Below are 16,374 nucleotides of genomic sequence, written 5' to 3'. Positions count from 1 at the left end.
GGGAAAGTCCAGTCCCTTTTGCAATTTTCAAGGTGCGATTTACTGGAAATCGAAAAGTTTGCGGCCAGTTCCCATGGGAACTGGAAATCGGCTTAAAACTTGGTTCTAGAAATACTATACGAGGAGGAAAATGAATGAACGAACGATTTGTCAAGCATGGAACTTTCGTCGTAGAGCGGACTTATGCCGCTTCGCCGGAGCGGGTGTATCAGGCATGGGCCGACCCGACGGCCAAAGCCAAGTGGTTTTCGAAGCCGGACATCTTCGATTTCCGGGTTGGCGGACGGGAGTACAGCAGCGGCGGGCCGCTGGAAGGGCCGATCTTTACCTTCGACGCCATTTACCAAGAGCTAGTTCCGGAGCAGCGCATTGTCTATACGTACACGCTGGATTCGGGAGACATACGCATCTCCGTCTCGATCACAACGGTCGAGCTGATCAAGTTGGAGGGCGTAACGAAGCTGATTTTCACGGAGCAGGGTGCGTTCTTTGACGGACACGATACCCCGGAAATACGGGAGCACGGTACAAACATCATGCTGGACGCTCTGGGCAAGGCAGTAGAAGGAGATTTATGAGCATGACCGCAGGTGAAAATGAACTTATTGCTGTGCGCGAGTACGATGTTCCGCGGGAACTCGTGTTTCAGGCCTGGACAACCCCCGATTTACTGGCTCAATGGTGGGGGCCGCGAGGCTTCACGAATACGATTCACGAGTGCGATATGAGGCCGGGAGGCACTTGGCGGTTCACCATGCACGGACCGGGCGGCGTGGATTATCCTAATCTTAACGTTTTTGTTGAGATCATGCCGTCGGAGCGGGTCGTGCTTGATCATTTATCCGGCCACGAATTTCGGATAACGGCTGCCTTCGAGAGCTTCGAAGGCGGCACCAGGGTCACTTTCCGTCAACTTTTCAAGGAAAAGGAAGAGTTTGAGCAAGCTAAGCCGATCTGTATAGAAGCTAATGAACAGAATCTCGACCGGCTTGGCGAGCTGCTGGCGGAATTGGCCTAGGCTCGAAAGCGACGTTCTCCATAAACTCGATCACTTCTCCGTTAGGGCTATGAACTAGGGCATTTCTTACTATAAGCGGCGGTTCTCCCAGTGCGAGACGGTTCGGTTCGACAAAAGCTTTTGCTCCGTGAGCAAAAGCTTTTTGGTATATTTCATCCTCGCGGCCGGCAATCCCCAGCGAACAAGTTCATGATTCCTATCTTTTCACGTTCAGCCTTATTCAGACGCGAGCAGGAAAGACTGCACAAGATCATCGTAGGCCTCTTCCTTGATATCGCGATCGTCTACATTGGCGGCGTAATAAATGCCATTCTGCTTCCATATGTAGTAAGTTTCAGTTATGATTTCCGCATGGTCGGCGCCGCGGTAATAGGGTCCGCCATAGACATGATGTTCGTCCTTATAGACCGATAGGCGGATGCCGTTCATGTCCAAAGTGCGATTCAGCGCTAACTGCGATCCATCGATAAGCGGCGATTGGCTCTGGTACACCGTGAGGCTCCCTTTACCCGAATCGTCTGCTGCCCAGTAGAAATTTCTCAGCGCATTCACCGTGTGCCGGAAAGCATAGTCGGTGTTCTGATCCCCCGCCTGGAGCATGAGCGAATCCGCAAGCTTCAGTCCGTTATTCGAGAGCGCGAGCGGGAATTTCGCTGTAAAGCCCAGAAGCCGCTCCGCCTCCGCCAAATCCTTCTGATCATAGATCGGAAATGAATTGCCCTTGCCGTCGTAGCTGACATGCCGGAGCTGCTGCGGGTATCGGAACGATTGCAAAATACGCTCCAATTCGTCTTGCGTAAGATTTCTCCGATTGCGCGGCAGCCCTTCCTCCAGCGTATGATCTTCGCTATAGTATCGAATGGCATAGTATAAGGCGTCATCGCGCCAAAAGAAGGTTTTTTCGATTTCCGGCTGATGATGCTCGTATTTTTGTACGGTCGTTACTAGAATCCCTCTCTTATTCGCATACGTAACCTCGTCTTGTATATAGGTTTGAGGCTGCGCTTCGCCCCATGACGGATCCGGGATTTTCCTCGTTTCCCCTCCTTCGAGTCGCTGAGAGAGTGCTGTATGAATTATATTTCCCGTAGAGGCGATCACTTCGAATTGCTTCTCGTCATCGGTACCGTGCTTGGATACGAAGTTGATCGTAACCTGATTGTCCGTGTGATTCACGATCTTCTCGTCAACGTTAATACTGGCCAATTGATAGCCGTCGGGAAGATCATCGGGGACTTTGAACGGGAAGCCGGCAAACGCATTGGCTCTCTCTAGATTATGAAACCATTTGGACCAGTCATTCACCCTTTGAATCTTCAATGAGGAAGCACTCTCCGAAGCATTCGTGAGCATCACCGCGCTTAAGGCGACAACTAGAATAACGGCAGCCGCGGACAGCTTATAAGCCCCTTTTTTAAATGTCGCGATCATCGTAATTCTCCGTTTCATTTCTTTATTGTTTTCTGAAAAATGCGAAAGAGTGACCCGATGCGAAGCGCTGCGGCTAAATAACCGCGACAGCATGAGAAGCGTCCTGCCGTAGGAGGAGGATTCCTGCTCACCCAGCACCTCAAGCACGCCCGCGTCGCATGCGACTTCCCGGTCGGCTCTTGCTTTTTTCACAGATAGCCAGACAACCGGATTGTACCAGTGGAGCAGGGCCGCCCATGTCCATAGAAAATGGAACCACAGATCCTTCCGCTTGTAATGGGTCAGCTCATGCAGAAGAATATGCGTAAGCTGACGGGAATCGGCGATCGTAACAATGTCCGCGGGGATATAAATTCTCGGCTTGAACAAGCCGTAAATGTACGGACTATGGAGACAATCGGTCTCATAGACTGGAATAGCGGCAGTGATGCCGAGCTTCTCCTTGCACGCCTCCAGGACGGCGAGCGCCTCGGCGTTATCGAGCTTGCGGGATGCGTCCGTTTTTCTATGGAATCTCAGAGCAACAACCAGGTAGTACATCATCAAAGACAGCATTCCTGCAAGCCATACCAGGGAGCCCATCGCGAACCATGTCGGCTGCTTGTCCCGAGCTTGTTCGTAGGGATAGGCCGAAGAGAAAGAGGAAGGCTTCGCATTGCCGGCCGGCTCTTCCGTCAGCTGCGGCACAGGAGCAGGGTTGCCATCCGCAGTCTCGCTACTCGCTGCCGCCATTTCGGTTGCTGAAGAAGCGGGATGCTCCCCCTTAAACGATTTAGGCCAAAAGGATAGATTTTGCATGTTCTGCGGCACCAGATTCAAGAAGCTGACCGGACTTTGCGGCGCAACAGGAACAAGCAGCTTGATTAACACAAGAAGCCACAGCACATGAACGATGCGAGGGCCGAGACGCTTGTACAGCAGCCTGCGCATCAAGAGCAGCAGCAATATGATGATCGTGGATGCCAGCGATGCCGTCCACATGAGATCAAATGCGGTTTCAATCCATTTCATAATTCCTTCTCCTTCTTGCGTCCTCATCACAGATGCTGTCCGCCGCTCTTAGCTGCCGTCTCTTTTCTTCTGCTCCAATAGCTGCTGAAGCTGCTCAATTTCGCCTTCGGAGAGCTTCTCCTCCTCCAGAAACTTGGCGAACAGCATTCCGACGGCGCCGTTATACATCCGGTCCAGGAACGATCGGTTCGCGGCCTTGACATATTCATCGTAGGTAACCAGCGGATAATACAAGTAGTTCCTGCCTGACTTTTCAAATCGGATCGCCTGTTTTTTGTGAAGCCGATTGAGGAAGGTTTTGATCGTCTGGTCCGACCAGTCCATTCGATCCTTCAATTGGCTGATGATCTCGACAGCCGTCAATGGCTCCTTCTGCCATAGCAGCTTCATCACTTCGCTCTCGGCCTCGGTAATATGAGGGGTACTGTTCAACGTCGTCACCTTTTCCAATAATATGATTTACACGTGTAAACGATAGTCTAAGTTTACGGTTGTAAACAATAAAAGTCAATAGGTTAGGGAATTTATCGACGAACCGTTATTTCCTAATTATGGTATGATTGAAGAGGCTGAAGCTTAGACTCTTAGAAATCGGGAGGGCCTTCGCATGAAAAAAACATTATTGAAGTATTTCCCCTTTTTATACCAGTGGAGAGTTCAACAACTTATATGGAACAGGCATCTTAGCAATTTAAATCCGAACATCACCTACGCGCGCGGCAGAAGGCCTGATGAGTTTAGCTTTGTTTGTAAGAAGCACAAATCCGTTCTAAGAAGAGTCTTGGCTAATTCGGACCCGATATTGCAAGAAAATAAAATAAAAAATTTAAACATTGCTCTTGAACATATTGACGGGATCGTCATACATCCGGGGGAAACATTTTCGTTCTGGAAATTGATAGGCAAAACAACAAAAGCTAAAGGCTATATCGAAGGCCTAATGCTATCGCACGGAGAAGTTCGGACGGGAACGGGGGGCGGATTATGCCAGTTGGCCAATATGCTGTTTTGGCTGGCTCTTCATACGCCGCTGGAGATCAAGGAACGTCATCATCATAGTTTTGATCTATTTCCCGATGATCGAAGAGTAATTCCATTTGGGACGGGAACGAGCGTTTTTTACAATTATGTCGATCTGCGATTTTATAACCCGACACATCTGACCTTTCAATATAAGATAAGGGTATCCGAGGAGTTTCTGGAAGGGGCCCTATTATGTAACGCGGAGCCGGAATTTGTGTACAAAGTGGAAGAAAGAAATCATCGGTTTTACCAAAATGAAAACAGGTGGTATAGAGGAAATGAAATATGGAGGCTGGAAATAAGCAGGAAAGATCATAAGCTTATGAATGAGCAGCTGATTATCAGAAACAATTCCGAAGTTAAGTATATGAAATCAACGAATGAACATACATAGACTGAACCAAGCCGGCACAAGCAAGAGTATATCTAGAACCGATCAGGATAAGATAGAATAAGGAGGTCAATGATAGCAGCGTGGTTGCTTGCTATCCAAAATATAGGTACAATGAGAACGGGTGAAAGATTTGACGCTTTTGCCTTAATGTTAGGATATGATTGCTCTGGAACAAGAAAAAACGGTCCAATCGGAATTAGCCAGCCACGTCGGAAGATTGCTTAGGGAGTCATTCGGGAAGGGGCCGCAATCCATTTTTGTAAGCATTCAACGGCCATTTGTCGTGTTTTACATGCGGGGATTATTATCTCCTACGGAAAAGATACTGCTAGAGCAGGATCAGATTTTGTCCGTACAGCATACTAGGGATTTGCTGATGAAGACGCTTATTCCCGAAATAAAAGCGTACACGTCATTAATTGCGGGCATTCATTTTCAGGAATTTTACTATGACTGGGGACTGCATAATGTTTCGGGTGTATTCGTAGGGATTGAATCGGATGATGAAAGCGCAGCAGCCATCAAACACGGCGAGTATCCCGGAAAAGAAGCGCTTCAGCAGGAAATCGAAAATATAAGTCATGTCGTGCAGAAAACTCCGGAAGAAACGTATTCCTGCATGCTGAACGATCGGACGCTGCTCGTGATTCGAAACGGCATTCTGATCAATATTGAGAAAGAGTTAATCCGGCTTGGTTTTGAAGGGAATTTAAAGCTGGCGAAACGAAATCTGGAAAAAAGCCGCTTTCATAACAACAACCATCTGGAATCCGTAATAAATATGAAAATTATCGATGCTTTTGTGGATTGGGATTTCCAATTGGATAAAAGCGTCATTGTTTTTGTGCTAGATCCTATTTAGTAAAAAGGGATTAATGGGCCAGAGATTGCGCTGGACATAAGCCTGAATAAAAGTTGCGAGAAGCGGCTTTTATTTAGGCTTTTTTCATTCCGCTCCTAATGAAAGAAGACGGGCAAGGGCTTCCGATGCGATGTAAATGACGGGGAATCTGGAATCACAACGGATAAGGAGGATGCGCAAATTGTCTGCTCTAAATGGAAATAATCAAGTAAACGAGTCCGACCTTAAGTTGGACCGTCTGGCTTCGGTCGGTCAAATCGCCGCGGGTATTGCTCATGAGGTCAAAAACCCTTTAACCGCGGTTAAAGGGTTCCTGCAGCTGCTTAAGGACGAAGCACCGCATAAATACCTTGATCATGCCTATTCGGAATTGGAGAACGCCATTTCCACATTGCAAAATTTATTGCATGTTTCTAAACCGGATTTGGAACAAGAACCGTTCGATTACATCAATCTTTGTTCCGAGTTGGAATCTTTACTGTATCTTTTTCAAGAACGGTCCTATCAAGTCACCATACATAAACAATTTTCGGATACGGATGCGAGAGTATACGGAAAAAGGAATCAGTTGAAAAAAGCTTTTTTTAATCTCTTAAAAAATGCGTTTGAAGCTATTTCTGATCATGGAACTATTACAATTAAACATTATAAATCGGATGAGAACGTAATCATCAAGGTTTCGGATACCGGGAGCGGCATACCTGATGACAAATTGCAATTGCTGGGCACTCCTTTTTATACATCCAAGACGGAAGGCACCGGCATGGGATTGGCGCAAGTGTTTACGACGATTCACGATCATCACGGGACCATTCATGTGAGAAGCGAGGTTGGGGTAGGCACTGAATTCTCGGTACAATTTCCGATTCAAACTACGACAGATGAGTTAGGAGTGGTTTCATTGAACTTAAAGCAAACCCCGAATCAAAATTTTTCGGATTTTTATACGGATAATCAAGATGTCTTTTTCGGATTGCTTAAGCAGCAAGGCAGAGAGCTGATTGAAACCATCAAATCGACGGAAATTGACACCGATTTTATCCTTGAATCGGCGGACAAGGTAGTGCTCTTGCTTAATGAACGCAATGAGCACGGCTTGATTGTGCATGCCAAAGAGCACGGCAGGAATTGGGCGAGACATAATTTGGATTTAATACTGAAGCTCGAATGGATTCAAATGCTGCGTAAGACGTACTGGGATTTCCTTTATAATTTTTACGAGAGCGCCGAACAAAATCAGAAGCAATTTTTCGAATTGGAACGGCAGGTCAATTTTAACTTGGACTCCTATTTGAAACATTTTGCATCCAGTTATTCCGAGTATAAGAATGAGGTTATCCAATTTCAACGAGGGGTGAATGAGGATCTGCCCGTACCTGTTATTCCCCTCTCCGATCATATAGCCATACTCCCCGTTGTTGGCGCGCTGGACACGCTTCGCACCAAAAAAATTCAGGGGTACATACTAGATCGCATCTATCAGCTGCAAATCAAACAAATCGTCATTGACTTATCCGGCGTCTCCTCTGTGGATACGGCGATGGTGTCGAATCTGATTAAAATCGTGAATGCTGCCGCCATTCAAGGGTGTAGAGCCGTCATCACCGGTATACGGCCCGAAGTTACCCATACATTGGTTGAATTAGGCATTGCTCTGCATGAAAAAGTGGAGACGAGAGGGACCTTGCAGCAAGTCCTTGAGCCCGCGCCAAATGGTAATCAGCTTTAACCTTGCTAAACAGGGATAAAATTATTAAAATGAGGGTTGGGTAATAGATATGACGCTTTTGCCTTATCAATTATATGTGGGGAACCGACAGTTGTTTTGTGCAATACCAACAAGAATGAGGATCTAGTTGGCCGTAATGAACCAGAGATAGCGCTGGACATAAGCCTAAATTAAAGTTGCTTAGCAGCTTTTATTTAGGCTTTTTTTTGTTACTAGGGGGGTTTAGGGCAAAAATCTACGGTGAATTTACTATCCTACTAATTAAGGTAAAGCGAGGATGTTTTTACCTGGACCGAGGATGAATTTTTGATGAATGAAAATCACTTCCAGAATGAAATTGCAAGCCATATAGGCAAAATACTCAGAGATGCATTCGGTAAAGGGCCACAATCCATTTATGTAAGTATGGACCGTCTATTTGTTGTCGTATATTTACGAAACTTTCTGACGCCAACAGAAAAAATCCTGTTAAAGCAAGGACAAATTCGAGCCATTCAACATACAAGAGATGTCGTGATGAAGTCGATCGTTCCTGAAATCAAGGTCTATCTGCTGCTGTTAACCGGAATGAATATTAAGGAATTTTATTATGACTGGGATTTGCATAATCACTCCGGCATATTTGTTGCGTGTCAGTTCGAAGGTTCCTCCTCATTGGCGTCCGCATCGCAGGAGCAGTATGCAGGGAAAGAGGAGCTTCATCATGAAATTAGCTGTATGAGTCATCGAATCCAAAAAAGGCCGGATCAAATCTACTCTCGCATGATTAATAAAAGAACGCTTCTAATTGTTCGTTCCGGCGTTCTAATCGATCTTAGCAAAGAATTGATTCAGCTTCGCGATGAGGATCATTTAAAGCAGGCGCTGACTTATCTCGAAAAAAAACATTTGCAAGACAACAAGTACGTGGAGCAAATACTGAATACGAGGATTGTTGACGTCTTTGTCGGCTGGAATTTTCAAAAGGATAGAAGCGTCATTGTGTTTATCTTAAACCCGATTGCCTAACAACTTGCGGGCAAAAAGTCATATCTCATTATGAAAGAAGGAGCGGCTGCGGCTTGCTCCTTTATTTTACGTATAGGGGGTTATGGTGTATGCCGATGCTTCAATAACATGGAGACGTAGAACGATTCTTTTTCCACAATCAGCTCGGTATGAGCCACGCCGTAATTGATCCCCTCCATCGTTATGGCATTTACTAATTGGGTGAGGCGCAGAAATTCTCCGATTTCCGAAACGTATATATCCGTCGTTGAATCGTCGGGGAAGATGCACAATACTCTCATGGGGCTCGTCCTTTCTTCATTTTCACAGCAGTCATTCTAAACCAACGATAGAGTAGCTAGACGATTCTGCCAAGAGACGATAGTGTGTGTTTTCAGAAAGTATATACTGAAGGGATTTTTTTCTTGGAGTTTCGAAGAAATAGTTCATTCAAAAGCGATTGTCGATAACATTGAAGGAAGGATATGGTATTATTTTGTTTAAGACTGCAAGAAAGGGCTGGTGCATGTGACGACGACAACCATTGGAAGATGGGGAAACAGCATGGGCGTTCGCATTCCGCGAGAATTTTTGGAAACCATGCATTTGGGGTTGGGCACAAAAGTCGAAATTCAACTGATCCCTGAACAAGGTATCCTCTTGAAGCCAATGACCGAGAGTAAGCGCAAATCCAATCGTGAACTGCGTAAGCTGTTATTATCCATGCGTGGCAAAAACAAATCGGAATTATCACAAGGGATTCTTATTGATGATTCGGTGGGAGATGAAATGTTTTAACGCCGATCACAGGAATTGCAGAACGAGGCAGTATCGTCTGGTTTAATCATCATCCGACCAGAGGCCACGAGCAAAATGGCTATCGAGCCTCCATCGTAATCTCAGATGGAATCATCGATCCTACCTTAAACCAGATTGCGTTAACCGTTCCGGTGACGACGCAAATCATGGGACACACGTTTGAATTTCCCGTTCCCCGAGGGATTGGGACACCGGGAACGCATGTGCTGGCGCCGCAAAATCGGTTTTCAGAGTTAAGTGGCGTGGTTCTTATCAACAATGTTAGAACTGTTGATCTTGCGGCGAGGAACGCCATTGTCATTGGTAGGGTTGATCCCGAATCGGAGTTTTTCATCGGTATTATTGATCGTGTCATGGCAATCATGTCCTTTCCTGAAGATGATGAGGAAGAATGGGAACGCGAAGCCTAATGGGCTTGCATGGGTACCGATTGTTAATAGAGCTTGCCGCGGCAGGCTCTTATTTATTTCCAAAATAAGCATATTTTTAGCGGCCGTTGAAAAGGAGTCCTATCCTTCATCACGAATAGGATATTAGGTAATTTAACAAAGCAAAATCGATGCCCAAGCAGGAGATGATGGATACCATGACAAAGTTGAGTGAGGGTCGGACGGCCGAGGTTTTTACACAAGATCAGGGGAAAATTTTGAAGCTTTACAGAAACGGATTTCCTAAGGAAGCGGTAAAATATGAATATGAAGTCAACCGGATTGTCGCCCGCTTAGGGATTCCGGCTCCAGCAACGTACGATATTATCGATGTTGACGATAGAAGCGGGATCGTATTTGAACGGATTGAAGGCGAGACCTTACTCCGCATGGGCATACAGCACCCTGATGACCTGGATCGCCTGATCGCCGAGTTTACCGACCTGCACTATCAGATACATAAGCATGAACTGGATACGGAGCTCGTTGGAGCCTCTCCTGTCCTTAAGCAGAAAGCGGTGCTGGCTCGCAATATCCGCAATGCTGCGCCGCTATCGGACGAGATGAAAGCAAAGATCATCGATGATTTGGAAAAGCTGCCGGATGGAAACTATTTATGCCATGGCGATTTTCACCCGGAAAATGTGATGATCGGGCAGCGCAGCTGGATTATCGATTGGATGACAGGCATGATCGGAAATCCAGCCGGCGATGTCGCCCGCACGCTGCTGCTATTCCGTTTCGGCACATTGCCCGAGGAGGCGCCGCAGAACGTTAAAGATGCGCTGGAACGAATGAGAGAAAAGATCAACGGCATCTATTTGCAGCAGTATCTTTCCTATTCCGGTCTGCAGCTCGTCGATATTGAGGCGTGGACGCTGCCGGTTGCCGCAGCCCGATTATGCGAATGGATTCCTGACGAAGAGAAGGCGCTGCTGATCGGCTTGATCGAGGAACGGCTGAAGTAGCGGGGCCAGATGAGGGCATGCTCGCAATCTGATTGTTCACGTTGATTTCTAATGCTTATTCCTTTCGCTGTGCATTCTGGTATGGGGACCAGTACAATAATTCTGTTACTTATAAAGCTATTTATCTTATGTTCATAAATAATTAAATGGCTGGCATATTGCCAGCCGTTTATACTCATATACGAATAAACGTTGCCTTCGCTCTGCCACCCATGAAATGTAACTGAACCTGCGAAAATCCTCAAAATCCTAGCCTAATGCCTTGTGCCACACCGTCTGAAAGTCTTGAAAATAGTCACATGGAGAACGTCTATAGTTATTTTGGGTAAACAGCACAGATGCGGTGCCTAAGGTATAGGAGAAATCAGCCGGTAGTTCCGAATTGGCGTTCAAAATGAAGGCAGTTTCCTTGTCCAAGCTCTGAGAAATGATGAAGCTGATTTCGCTGATATTTAATTTTCGGGCATAGATTTCCAGTACTTTGATAATAGCGTCTTTGATGACAGCTTCATTTTGTAATCGTTGATTAACGCAAACATAAAAATTAATTACTTCCAGAGTGGGCTTACCCTGAGCTTCGACAACACGTAAATTAAGGTCGATTTGTATCGAGCTTAAATAATATTCACTTTTAACGTAAGCAGTTCTATAGCGGCTATAGGAAGAGATATGGCACGCCGCACCAACTTGGAGAAGCAATTGTCTTAAATATTCGTTATTATCAGGGCTAAAAACTTGATTACGACTATAAAGAGGTACATCTTTATTTTCCTGTGCTATTTTGTCATAATTCAGAATAACCGGATCATCCTCAATAAGGTCTTTTATGCTGCAATCAAGAACTTGAGCTAAAATGGCAAGGCTAGAACGTCAAATCCTGCTCCTTCATTAATTTTTTAAGGTTAATTTTGAAGTCCATTTCCCCAAGCCTCGCTTTTTTTAATAAATTTAATTTGAGTATATCGGTAAGTAAGGGGGCGCGGTAGCTCCATTATATTGGAGGGGTATAATCAACCTGCCTCCCCGTCGACCGCCGCGACTTATGAAAGTTGATAATGGATTTGGAGTATGCCTATACATAGATCATCACAAGAGTTGTAAAAAATCTTTTTAATGAAGGGAAAATCGTATGGCAGATGACGGGGACGTAAACAAAGATCGGAATCCATCGACGCCGGAATATTTTGAAGCCGCTCATAAGCAAAGGGAACGGTTTCTGAGCGCCATTCAACATAGCGATCTGGATTATATCGGTCAATTCGAAGGGGAGATGAGCCGGAAATTCGGGGATAAGCAATTAAATATTTTGAACCGGGTCCCCAACGATAAAGTGCGCTCTTTTAAAAATATTTTACTGTCTCATAACACGCTCTACAGCTATTCGGCCGAAAGGGGAGGGCTGAGCGCGTGGCAGTCGCACTTTATATCCGAGAAATATGCGATCATGATCGAGCATGCCACAACGATTGCCGAGCTGGATAAGCTCCATTCGAATATGGTGCAGGAGTATTCCGATCCGTCCATCCGAAAATCCAGCAGCAGCGATAACCTCACCATCGTGGAAAAAGCGGAGAAATACATTGAAATGAACTTTGCAGAGGACATCTCCATGGATGAAATGGCGGCCAAGCTGCATGTGCATCCTTCACATTTAATGCGGGTATTTAAAAAGGAAAAAGGAATGACCATCAGTTATTACCGAAATCAGCGCAGATTGAAGGAAGCCAAACAGCTGATTCTGTTCTCCCATTTGTCCATGACGGAGATTGCGATTATGGTCGGTTTCGGGAATTCCCAGTATTTCTCGAATTTTTTCAAAAAGGCGGAGGGAATCACTCCGTTGGAGTTTAAAAAAAGGAATGCCAAATGAATGATTCTTAAGGCGCATCGTTACGGATGCGTCTATTTTTGTGCCCTTCCATAAAAATGATGCAATTATACTATAAAAACATGCAATTGTAATGCAAAAGCGGTTTGCCATTTGGAGGTATACTTATAAAAATTCATATTAAAGCGCTTACTTTAGCAAGAATACAGAGGAGGTCACACATGAAAAAGTTCGGGGTTAGAGACCAGGTCGGATATGCGCTGGGAGATATAGGGGGCAGCTTCGTCAACCTGTATATAGGCGGATTTTTCTTGATTTTTTGCACGTATGTCTTAGGCGTCAGCCCGTATTTCATGGGTACTTTATTTTTATTGGGTAAATTTTTCGATGCAGCGTGCAATGTGATTATGGGGACGATTCCGGATCGCTGGAAGCTGGGGAAATCGGGCGATAAATTTTTGCCGTACATCTCCATTTCCAAATGGATATTGGCAGCTTCCTGCTTATTATCTTTTGCTGATATATCCAGTCTGGGCTCCACGGCAACGCATGTTTGGGTCGTGTTCGTCTACCTCTTCTTTTGCGTCGCGTACACGGCGGATTCGATCCCGTACGGTTCTCTTGCGTCTGTGATAACCAACGATCCTGTCGAGCGTACCAAATTATCCCGGGCGCGGGCTATCGGCGGAATGATTGTCGGACTGGGATTTTTATCTTTCGTTCCGATGTTCATTTACGATCACTCCGGCACGGTGATTCCGGCAGCGTTTTTCCAAATTGCCATTGTGTTTAGCATTTTATCGGTATTGGCTTATACGGGGCTAGTGCGTTTAACGACAGAACGCGTTCGTGACGATAAACCGGCGGACATGGAATCCGGCTACCGGTTCAAGGAGGCCTTTACGGCAGCCATCACAAACAGGCCGTTGCTTGGGATGATGGTAGCCTCCGTCGGCTCGCTTCTGATGATCAACGGCGTAAGCCAGCTAGCGCCTATCGTCTTTGCGGAACGCTATCATCGGCCCGGCGCCTTTACGATTAACTCGTTTATCAGCATTGGCGTGACGCTTGTCCTATTCGTTATCGTTCCCAAATTAGTAGAGAAGTTCAACAAAAGGAATCTGGTGATCGCGACAGCCATCTTTAGTTTAGCTGCAACCCTGTTATTAACGTTGGTAACGTTTGAAAATGTATACGTGTTCATGGCCTTGTATAACATGGCAACGGTCGGTTCTTCTGTCTTTGTTATGGTGGTGTGGGCTCTTGTGACCGATTGTATTGATTATGCAGAGCTTCAGACGGGAAAGCATTATGAGGGAACGATGTATTCTTTATATTCCTTTGCCCGTAAAGTAGGGATGGGATTAGGCGCGGCTATCGGAAGCTACGCTTTAGGGTGGGTAGGTTTTGTATCGGGAGCCAAGTCGCAATCGCCGGAAGTAGCAAATGGCGTATTAAAAATGTATACGGGCATGCCGATACTCTCATTTCTGTTAATCATCGTCGGTGTAGGTTTCATCTATAATCTCAATGCCAAGAAAACGAATGAAATGTATGAAGCGTTAAAAGAAAGAAGAGCGCTTCAAATAAAAGAGTAGGGGAGGAGTTGTCCATGCGTACGCGATTTCTTTCAAAAATGACGAATGGCGAAGCAGAGCAGTATTTAAATCGAAATGATATCATATATGTTCCTGTCGGGGTCACGGAAACCCACGGTGCTTTGCCGCTGGATGCCGAGACTGTTCTGGCAGAAGCTGTAGCTTATACAATGGCCGAAGCCTCGGACGGGCTGGTGCTGCACAATCTGCCCTATTTCTTTCCTGGCGGAACGATCGTCGCTCGGGGTACGATTCAAATGAGTGTAAAAGACGGGATGTCTTATTTGGATAAGATTGCAAAGTCGCTATTAAATCAAGGCTTTAGACGGCAAATCTATATTACGGCTCATGGTCCGGCTTATTTAACCGTAAGCGGTATGGCGCGTGACTTCTTTGATGAAACGAAAGTGCCGATCCTGTACATGGACCTGTTAAAAGCGGCAGAAAGCGTAAATTTCGATCTGATAGACCGGTTCCACGATATGACGATCGGGGCGTATAAAATGCTGGGCAGACTAGAAGATGTGCCATTAAATGAACCTGAATCTCATTCCGTTACTTATGATGTTCAACATATGCTGGCGGGAATGAATAAAAACCCAGGCAATCGATTAGGCAAGTATGCGTATCAATCCGGTGCAGTAGGGTCTTACTTTTATGAGCCGTCCGATCATATGGCGACACCGCTTTTGCAAACGCCCGAAGAAAGGGAAGCGCATGCGGACGCAGGGATTCAAGCGATTCACGAGCTTATTCAAGCGCTGGATATGCCTAACATTGTCGATTCGCTTCGTCAAGTAGACGACTATACGAAGGAGACTATTTTACCTAAGTACGGAACGCATTTGCCGGGCTGAATGTGTTCCTGCCTCTGTGCTGTGTCCGTTCGGTTTTCCCCGACTCCCCATGATCGCCGTTTCGACCGGTATGGCGACTGAAGCTGCAACCCGGACCCAGGTAACCGCGCCGCTTCTTGTTTCCACCGGTCAAGCTAACTATCCATCGCCGCAGCAGCAAGCCGAAGACCCCTCGCAGAAGGGGTCTTCGTGCGTTTCAAGACTCGAAGCAGGTGCTGCAGCCTAGCAAAAGCACTCGGGAGCCGCGCGATCGTCTTCCCCCTTATCGGGATCGGGCAAGGGGCCGCTGCGTTCGAAGGAGGCTAGAGCCTGCGTGGCATGGCTGAGCGCGGCTCCGGCTTTCGTAGATGCTGCAACAAGGACGGCTTCGACGATTTCTTCGCGCGTTCCGCCTAATGCCTTGTATCTTTGTACATGGGTGTCGATGCAGTAAGGACAACCGGTCACATGCGCGACCGCGACGGCGATAAGCTCTTTGGTCTTGAGCGGGATCGCTCCGGTCGACGTGTAGACCTCTTTTTCAAAGGCGAAAAAGGACGCTGAAGCTTGCGGGGCTAATGTCACCAGCTCGGGGATTTTTTTCAGGTCGGCATAGCTGTAGTAATGACTCATGGGACATACCTCCTCAGGCACTCTGATCTTGCCTTCTCATTGTAGCGGCCTGGGAAGGAGGTTTCCGTGATAAAGTCACAAAGGCGAAGCGTAGGACGTTAATTTGCCCGTATCGGCGACGGCGATTTTCCCTCTGCGTACGATAATCGCGCCCTCTTGAGCGAAGCTTCTCAGCATGCGGCTGACGACTTCGCGGGCGGTGCCGAGGTCCACAGCCATCTGCTCATGAGTCAGCACGATCCATTCCGAATCGCTTCCCCGTTCTTCGTGGCGCTGCATAATATATGCGGCGACGCGTTCTTGCACAGAGCCGAAAGCGATTTGTTCCAGCAAGGCGGACACATGGATAAATCGATCCATAAATTGTCTGTAAATAAATTTCCGTACCGACGGAACGTCATGCATCCATTTTCTGAACGGCTCTACCGGAAATAGCGCAATGTCGGTTTCCGATTCGATCTGTACGGAAGCTTCGTAAGGCGTTTCTCCCAAAATGCTGGCCATCATGAGAACGCAGCATTCCCCCGAGCGAACGCGGTAAAGCGTAACTTCTCTTCCCGAGGCGCCGATCTTATAAATGCGAATGCAACCCGACAGGACGAAGATCGCATGCTTCAAATAATGGCCTTCCGCTATCGGGTGAAGAGTCGACGGCGCTACGCGGATCGTGTCGGCTTGGGCCCAGTCCTGGGCGGAGAGATATGAGAAACAAGGGAATAGACGAATGATCTCATCCACTTTACGAGGTTCCATGATGACCTGACCTCCCTTTGCTAGGAATTTCGCGGCATGTGTCCAACCTGATTTTA

Annotated in this window: 18 protein-coding genes and 1 pseudogene; 12 read left to right on the top strand and 7 right to left on the bottom strand. The window is 46.6% G+C overall.

What is annotated here, in order from left to right:
- Nucleotides 1–134: 134 nt before the first annotated feature.
- Both N0M98_RS06105 and N0M98_RS06100 read left to right on the top strand, forming a co-directional pair.
- Nucleotides 135–578 carry an SRPBCC family protein gene (locus N0M98_RS06105; protein WP_259617256.1) on the top strand — a complete coding sequence of 148 codons (444 nt, stop codon included), beginning with the start codon at nucleotides 135–137 and terminating at the stop codon, nucleotides 576–578.
- A gap of 2 nt (nucleotides 579–580) precedes the next feature.
- Complete coding sequence (locus N0M98_RS06100) at nucleotides 581–1,018, top strand: SRPBCC family protein (RefSeq protein ID WP_259617255.1); 438 nt, start codon at nucleotides 581–583, stop codon at nucleotides 1,016–1,018.
- Here the strand turns inward: N0M98_RS06100 and N0M98_RS06095 are convergent.
- The 3 genes and pseudogenes from N0M98_RS06095 to N0M98_RS06085 all read right to left on the bottom strand — a co-directional run.
- Nucleotides 966–1,175, bottom strand: a pseudogene (locus tag N0M98_RS06095) (hypothetical protein); the annotation flags it as partial. The gene N0M98_RS06100 and the pseudogene N0M98_RS06095 sit on opposite strands and share 53 nt — an antisense overlap.
- 59 nt (nucleotides 1,176–1,234) lie before the next feature.
- Complete coding sequence (locus N0M98_RS06090) at nucleotides 1,235–3,460, bottom strand: M56 family metallopeptidase (RefSeq protein ID WP_259617254.1); 2,226 nt, start codon at nucleotides 3,458–3,460, stop codon at nucleotides 1,235–1,237.
- Between the two features lie 48 nt (nucleotides 3,461–3,508).
- Nucleotides 3,509–3,901: a BlaI/MecI/CopY family transcriptional regulator gene (locus tag N0M98_RS06085; RefSeq protein ID WP_310943234.1), complete on the bottom strand. Its 393-nt coding sequence runs from the start codon at nucleotides 3,899–3,901 to the stop codon at nucleotides 3,509–3,511.
- 166 nt (nucleotides 3,902–4,067) lie between these two features.
- Here N0M98_RS06085 and N0M98_RS06080 point away from each other — a divergent pair, with 166 nt between their 5' ends.
- From N0M98_RS06080 to N0M98_RS06065, 4 genes are all read left to right on the top strand, one after another.
- Nucleotides 4,068–4,877 carry a VanW family protein gene (locus N0M98_RS06080; protein WP_259617252.1) on the top strand — a complete coding sequence of 270 codons (810 nt, stop codon included), beginning with the start codon at nucleotides 4,068–4,070 and terminating at the stop codon, nucleotides 4,875–4,877.
- 157 nt (nucleotides 4,878–5,034) lie between these two features.
- Nucleotides 5,035–5,739 carry a Na-translocating system protein MpsC family protein gene (locus tag N0M98_RS06075; protein WP_259617251.1) on the top strand — a complete coding sequence of 235 codons (705 nt, stop codon included), beginning with the start codon at nucleotides 5,035–5,037 and terminating at the stop codon, nucleotides 5,737–5,739.
- A 172-nt stretch (nucleotides 5,740–5,911) separates the two neighbouring features.
- A complete protein-coding gene (locus tag N0M98_RS06070) occupies nucleotides 5,912–7,468 on the top strand; it encodes an ATP-binding protein (RefSeq protein WP_259617250.1) in 1,557 nt (518 codons plus the stop codon).
- A 309-nt stretch (nucleotides 7,469–7,777) separates the two neighbouring features.
- Nucleotides 7,778–8,476 (top strand): Na-translocating system protein MpsC family protein, encoded by a 699-nt coding sequence (locus N0M98_RS06065; RefSeq protein WP_259617249.1) that lies wholly within the window; start codon nucleotides 7,778–7,780, stop codon nucleotides 8,474–8,476.
- An 80-nt stretch (nucleotides 8,477–8,556) separates the two neighbouring features.
- Here the strand turns inward: N0M98_RS06065 and N0M98_RS06060 are convergent, their stop codons facing one another.
- The gene (locus N0M98_RS06060; RefSeq protein WP_259617248.1) at nucleotides 8,557–8,757 is read right to left on the bottom strand and encodes a hypothetical protein; all 201 of its coding nucleotides are present in this window, start codon (nucleotides 8,755–8,757) and stop codon (nucleotides 8,557–8,559) included.
- A 226-nt stretch (nucleotides 8,758–8,983) separates the two neighbouring features.
- On the opposite strand from N0M98_RS06060, the gene N0M98_RS06055 reads away from it, so the two are divergent.
- From N0M98_RS06055 to N0M98_RS06045, 3 genes are all read left to right on the top strand, one after another.
- Nucleotides 8,984–9,253 (top strand): AbrB/MazE/SpoVT family DNA-binding domain-containing protein, encoded by a 270-nt coding sequence (locus N0M98_RS06055; RefSeq protein ID WP_259617247.1) that lies wholly within the window; start codon nucleotides 8,984–8,986, stop codon nucleotides 9,251–9,253.
- A gap of 5 nt (nucleotides 9,254–9,258) precedes the next feature.
- Nucleotides 9,259–9,684, top strand: a complete 426-nt coding sequence (locus tag N0M98_RS06050; RefSeq protein ID WP_310943233.1) for a type II toxin-antitoxin system PemK/MazF family toxin — start codon at nucleotides 9,259–9,261, stop codon at nucleotides 9,682–9,684.
- A gap of 149 nt (nucleotides 9,685–9,833) precedes the next feature.
- Complete coding sequence (locus tag N0M98_RS06045) at nucleotides 9,834–10,670, top strand: aminoglycoside phosphotransferase family protein (protein ID WP_310943226.1); 837 nt, start codon at nucleotides 9,834–9,836, stop codon at nucleotides 10,668–10,670.
- Nucleotides 10,671–10,919: 249 nt separating this feature from the next.
- Here the strand turns inward: N0M98_RS06045 and N0M98_RS06040 are convergent, their stop codons facing one another.
- The gene (locus N0M98_RS06040) at nucleotides 10,920–11,369 is read right to left on the bottom strand and encodes a hypothetical protein (protein WP_259617245.1); all 450 of its coding nucleotides are present in this window, start codon (nucleotides 11,367–11,369) and stop codon (nucleotides 10,920–10,922) included.
- Nucleotides 11,370–11,799: 430 nt separating this feature from the next.
- Between N0M98_RS06040 and N0M98_RS06035 the strand changes: the two genes are divergently transcribed.
- The 3 genes from N0M98_RS06035 (at nucleotide 11,800) to N0M98_RS06025 (ending at nucleotide 14,953) form a co-directional block, all read left to right on the top strand.
- A complete protein-coding gene (locus tag N0M98_RS06035) occupies nucleotides 11,800–12,540 on the top strand; it encodes a helix-turn-helix transcriptional regulator (RefSeq protein WP_249860387.1) in 741 nt (246 codons plus the stop codon).
- 179 nt (nucleotides 12,541–12,719) lie between these two features.
- Entirely contained in the window at nucleotides 12,720–14,096 is a 1,377-nt protein-coding gene (locus N0M98_RS06030; RefSeq protein WP_259617244.1) for an MFS transporter, read from the top strand.
- A gap of 14 nt (nucleotides 14,097–14,110) precedes the next feature.
- Nucleotides 14,111–14,953 (top strand): creatininase family protein, encoded by an 843-nt coding sequence (locus tag N0M98_RS06025; protein ID WP_259617243.1) that lies wholly within the window; start codon nucleotides 14,111–14,113, stop codon nucleotides 14,951–14,953.
- Nucleotides 14,954–15,175: 222 nt separating this feature from the next.
- Here the strand turns inward: N0M98_RS06025 and N0M98_RS06020 are convergent, their stop codons facing one another.
- A complete protein-coding gene (locus N0M98_RS06020; RefSeq protein ID WP_259617242.1) occupies nucleotides 15,176–15,565 on the bottom strand; it encodes a carboxymuconolactone decarboxylase family protein in 390 nt (129 codons plus the stop codon).
- Between the two features lie 75 nt (nucleotides 15,566–15,640).
- On the bottom strand, nucleotides 15,641–16,318 hold the full coding sequence (locus tag N0M98_RS06015) for a Crp/Fnr family transcriptional regulator (protein WP_259617241.1): 678 nt from the start codon (nucleotides 16,316–16,318) through the stop codon (nucleotides 15,641–15,643).
- Nucleotides 16,319–16,374: the final 56 nt, after the last annotated feature.

It is taken from the genome of Paenibacillus doosanensis (assembly GCF_025060755.1).
In the GTDB taxonomy this organism is placed as follows: Bacteria; Bacillota; Bacilli; order Paenibacillales; family NBRC-103111; genus Paenibacillus_S; species Paenibacillus_S doosanensis.
Note: the sequence above shows the minus strand (reverse complement) of the source record. Positions and strands in the feature narration are given on the sequence as shown.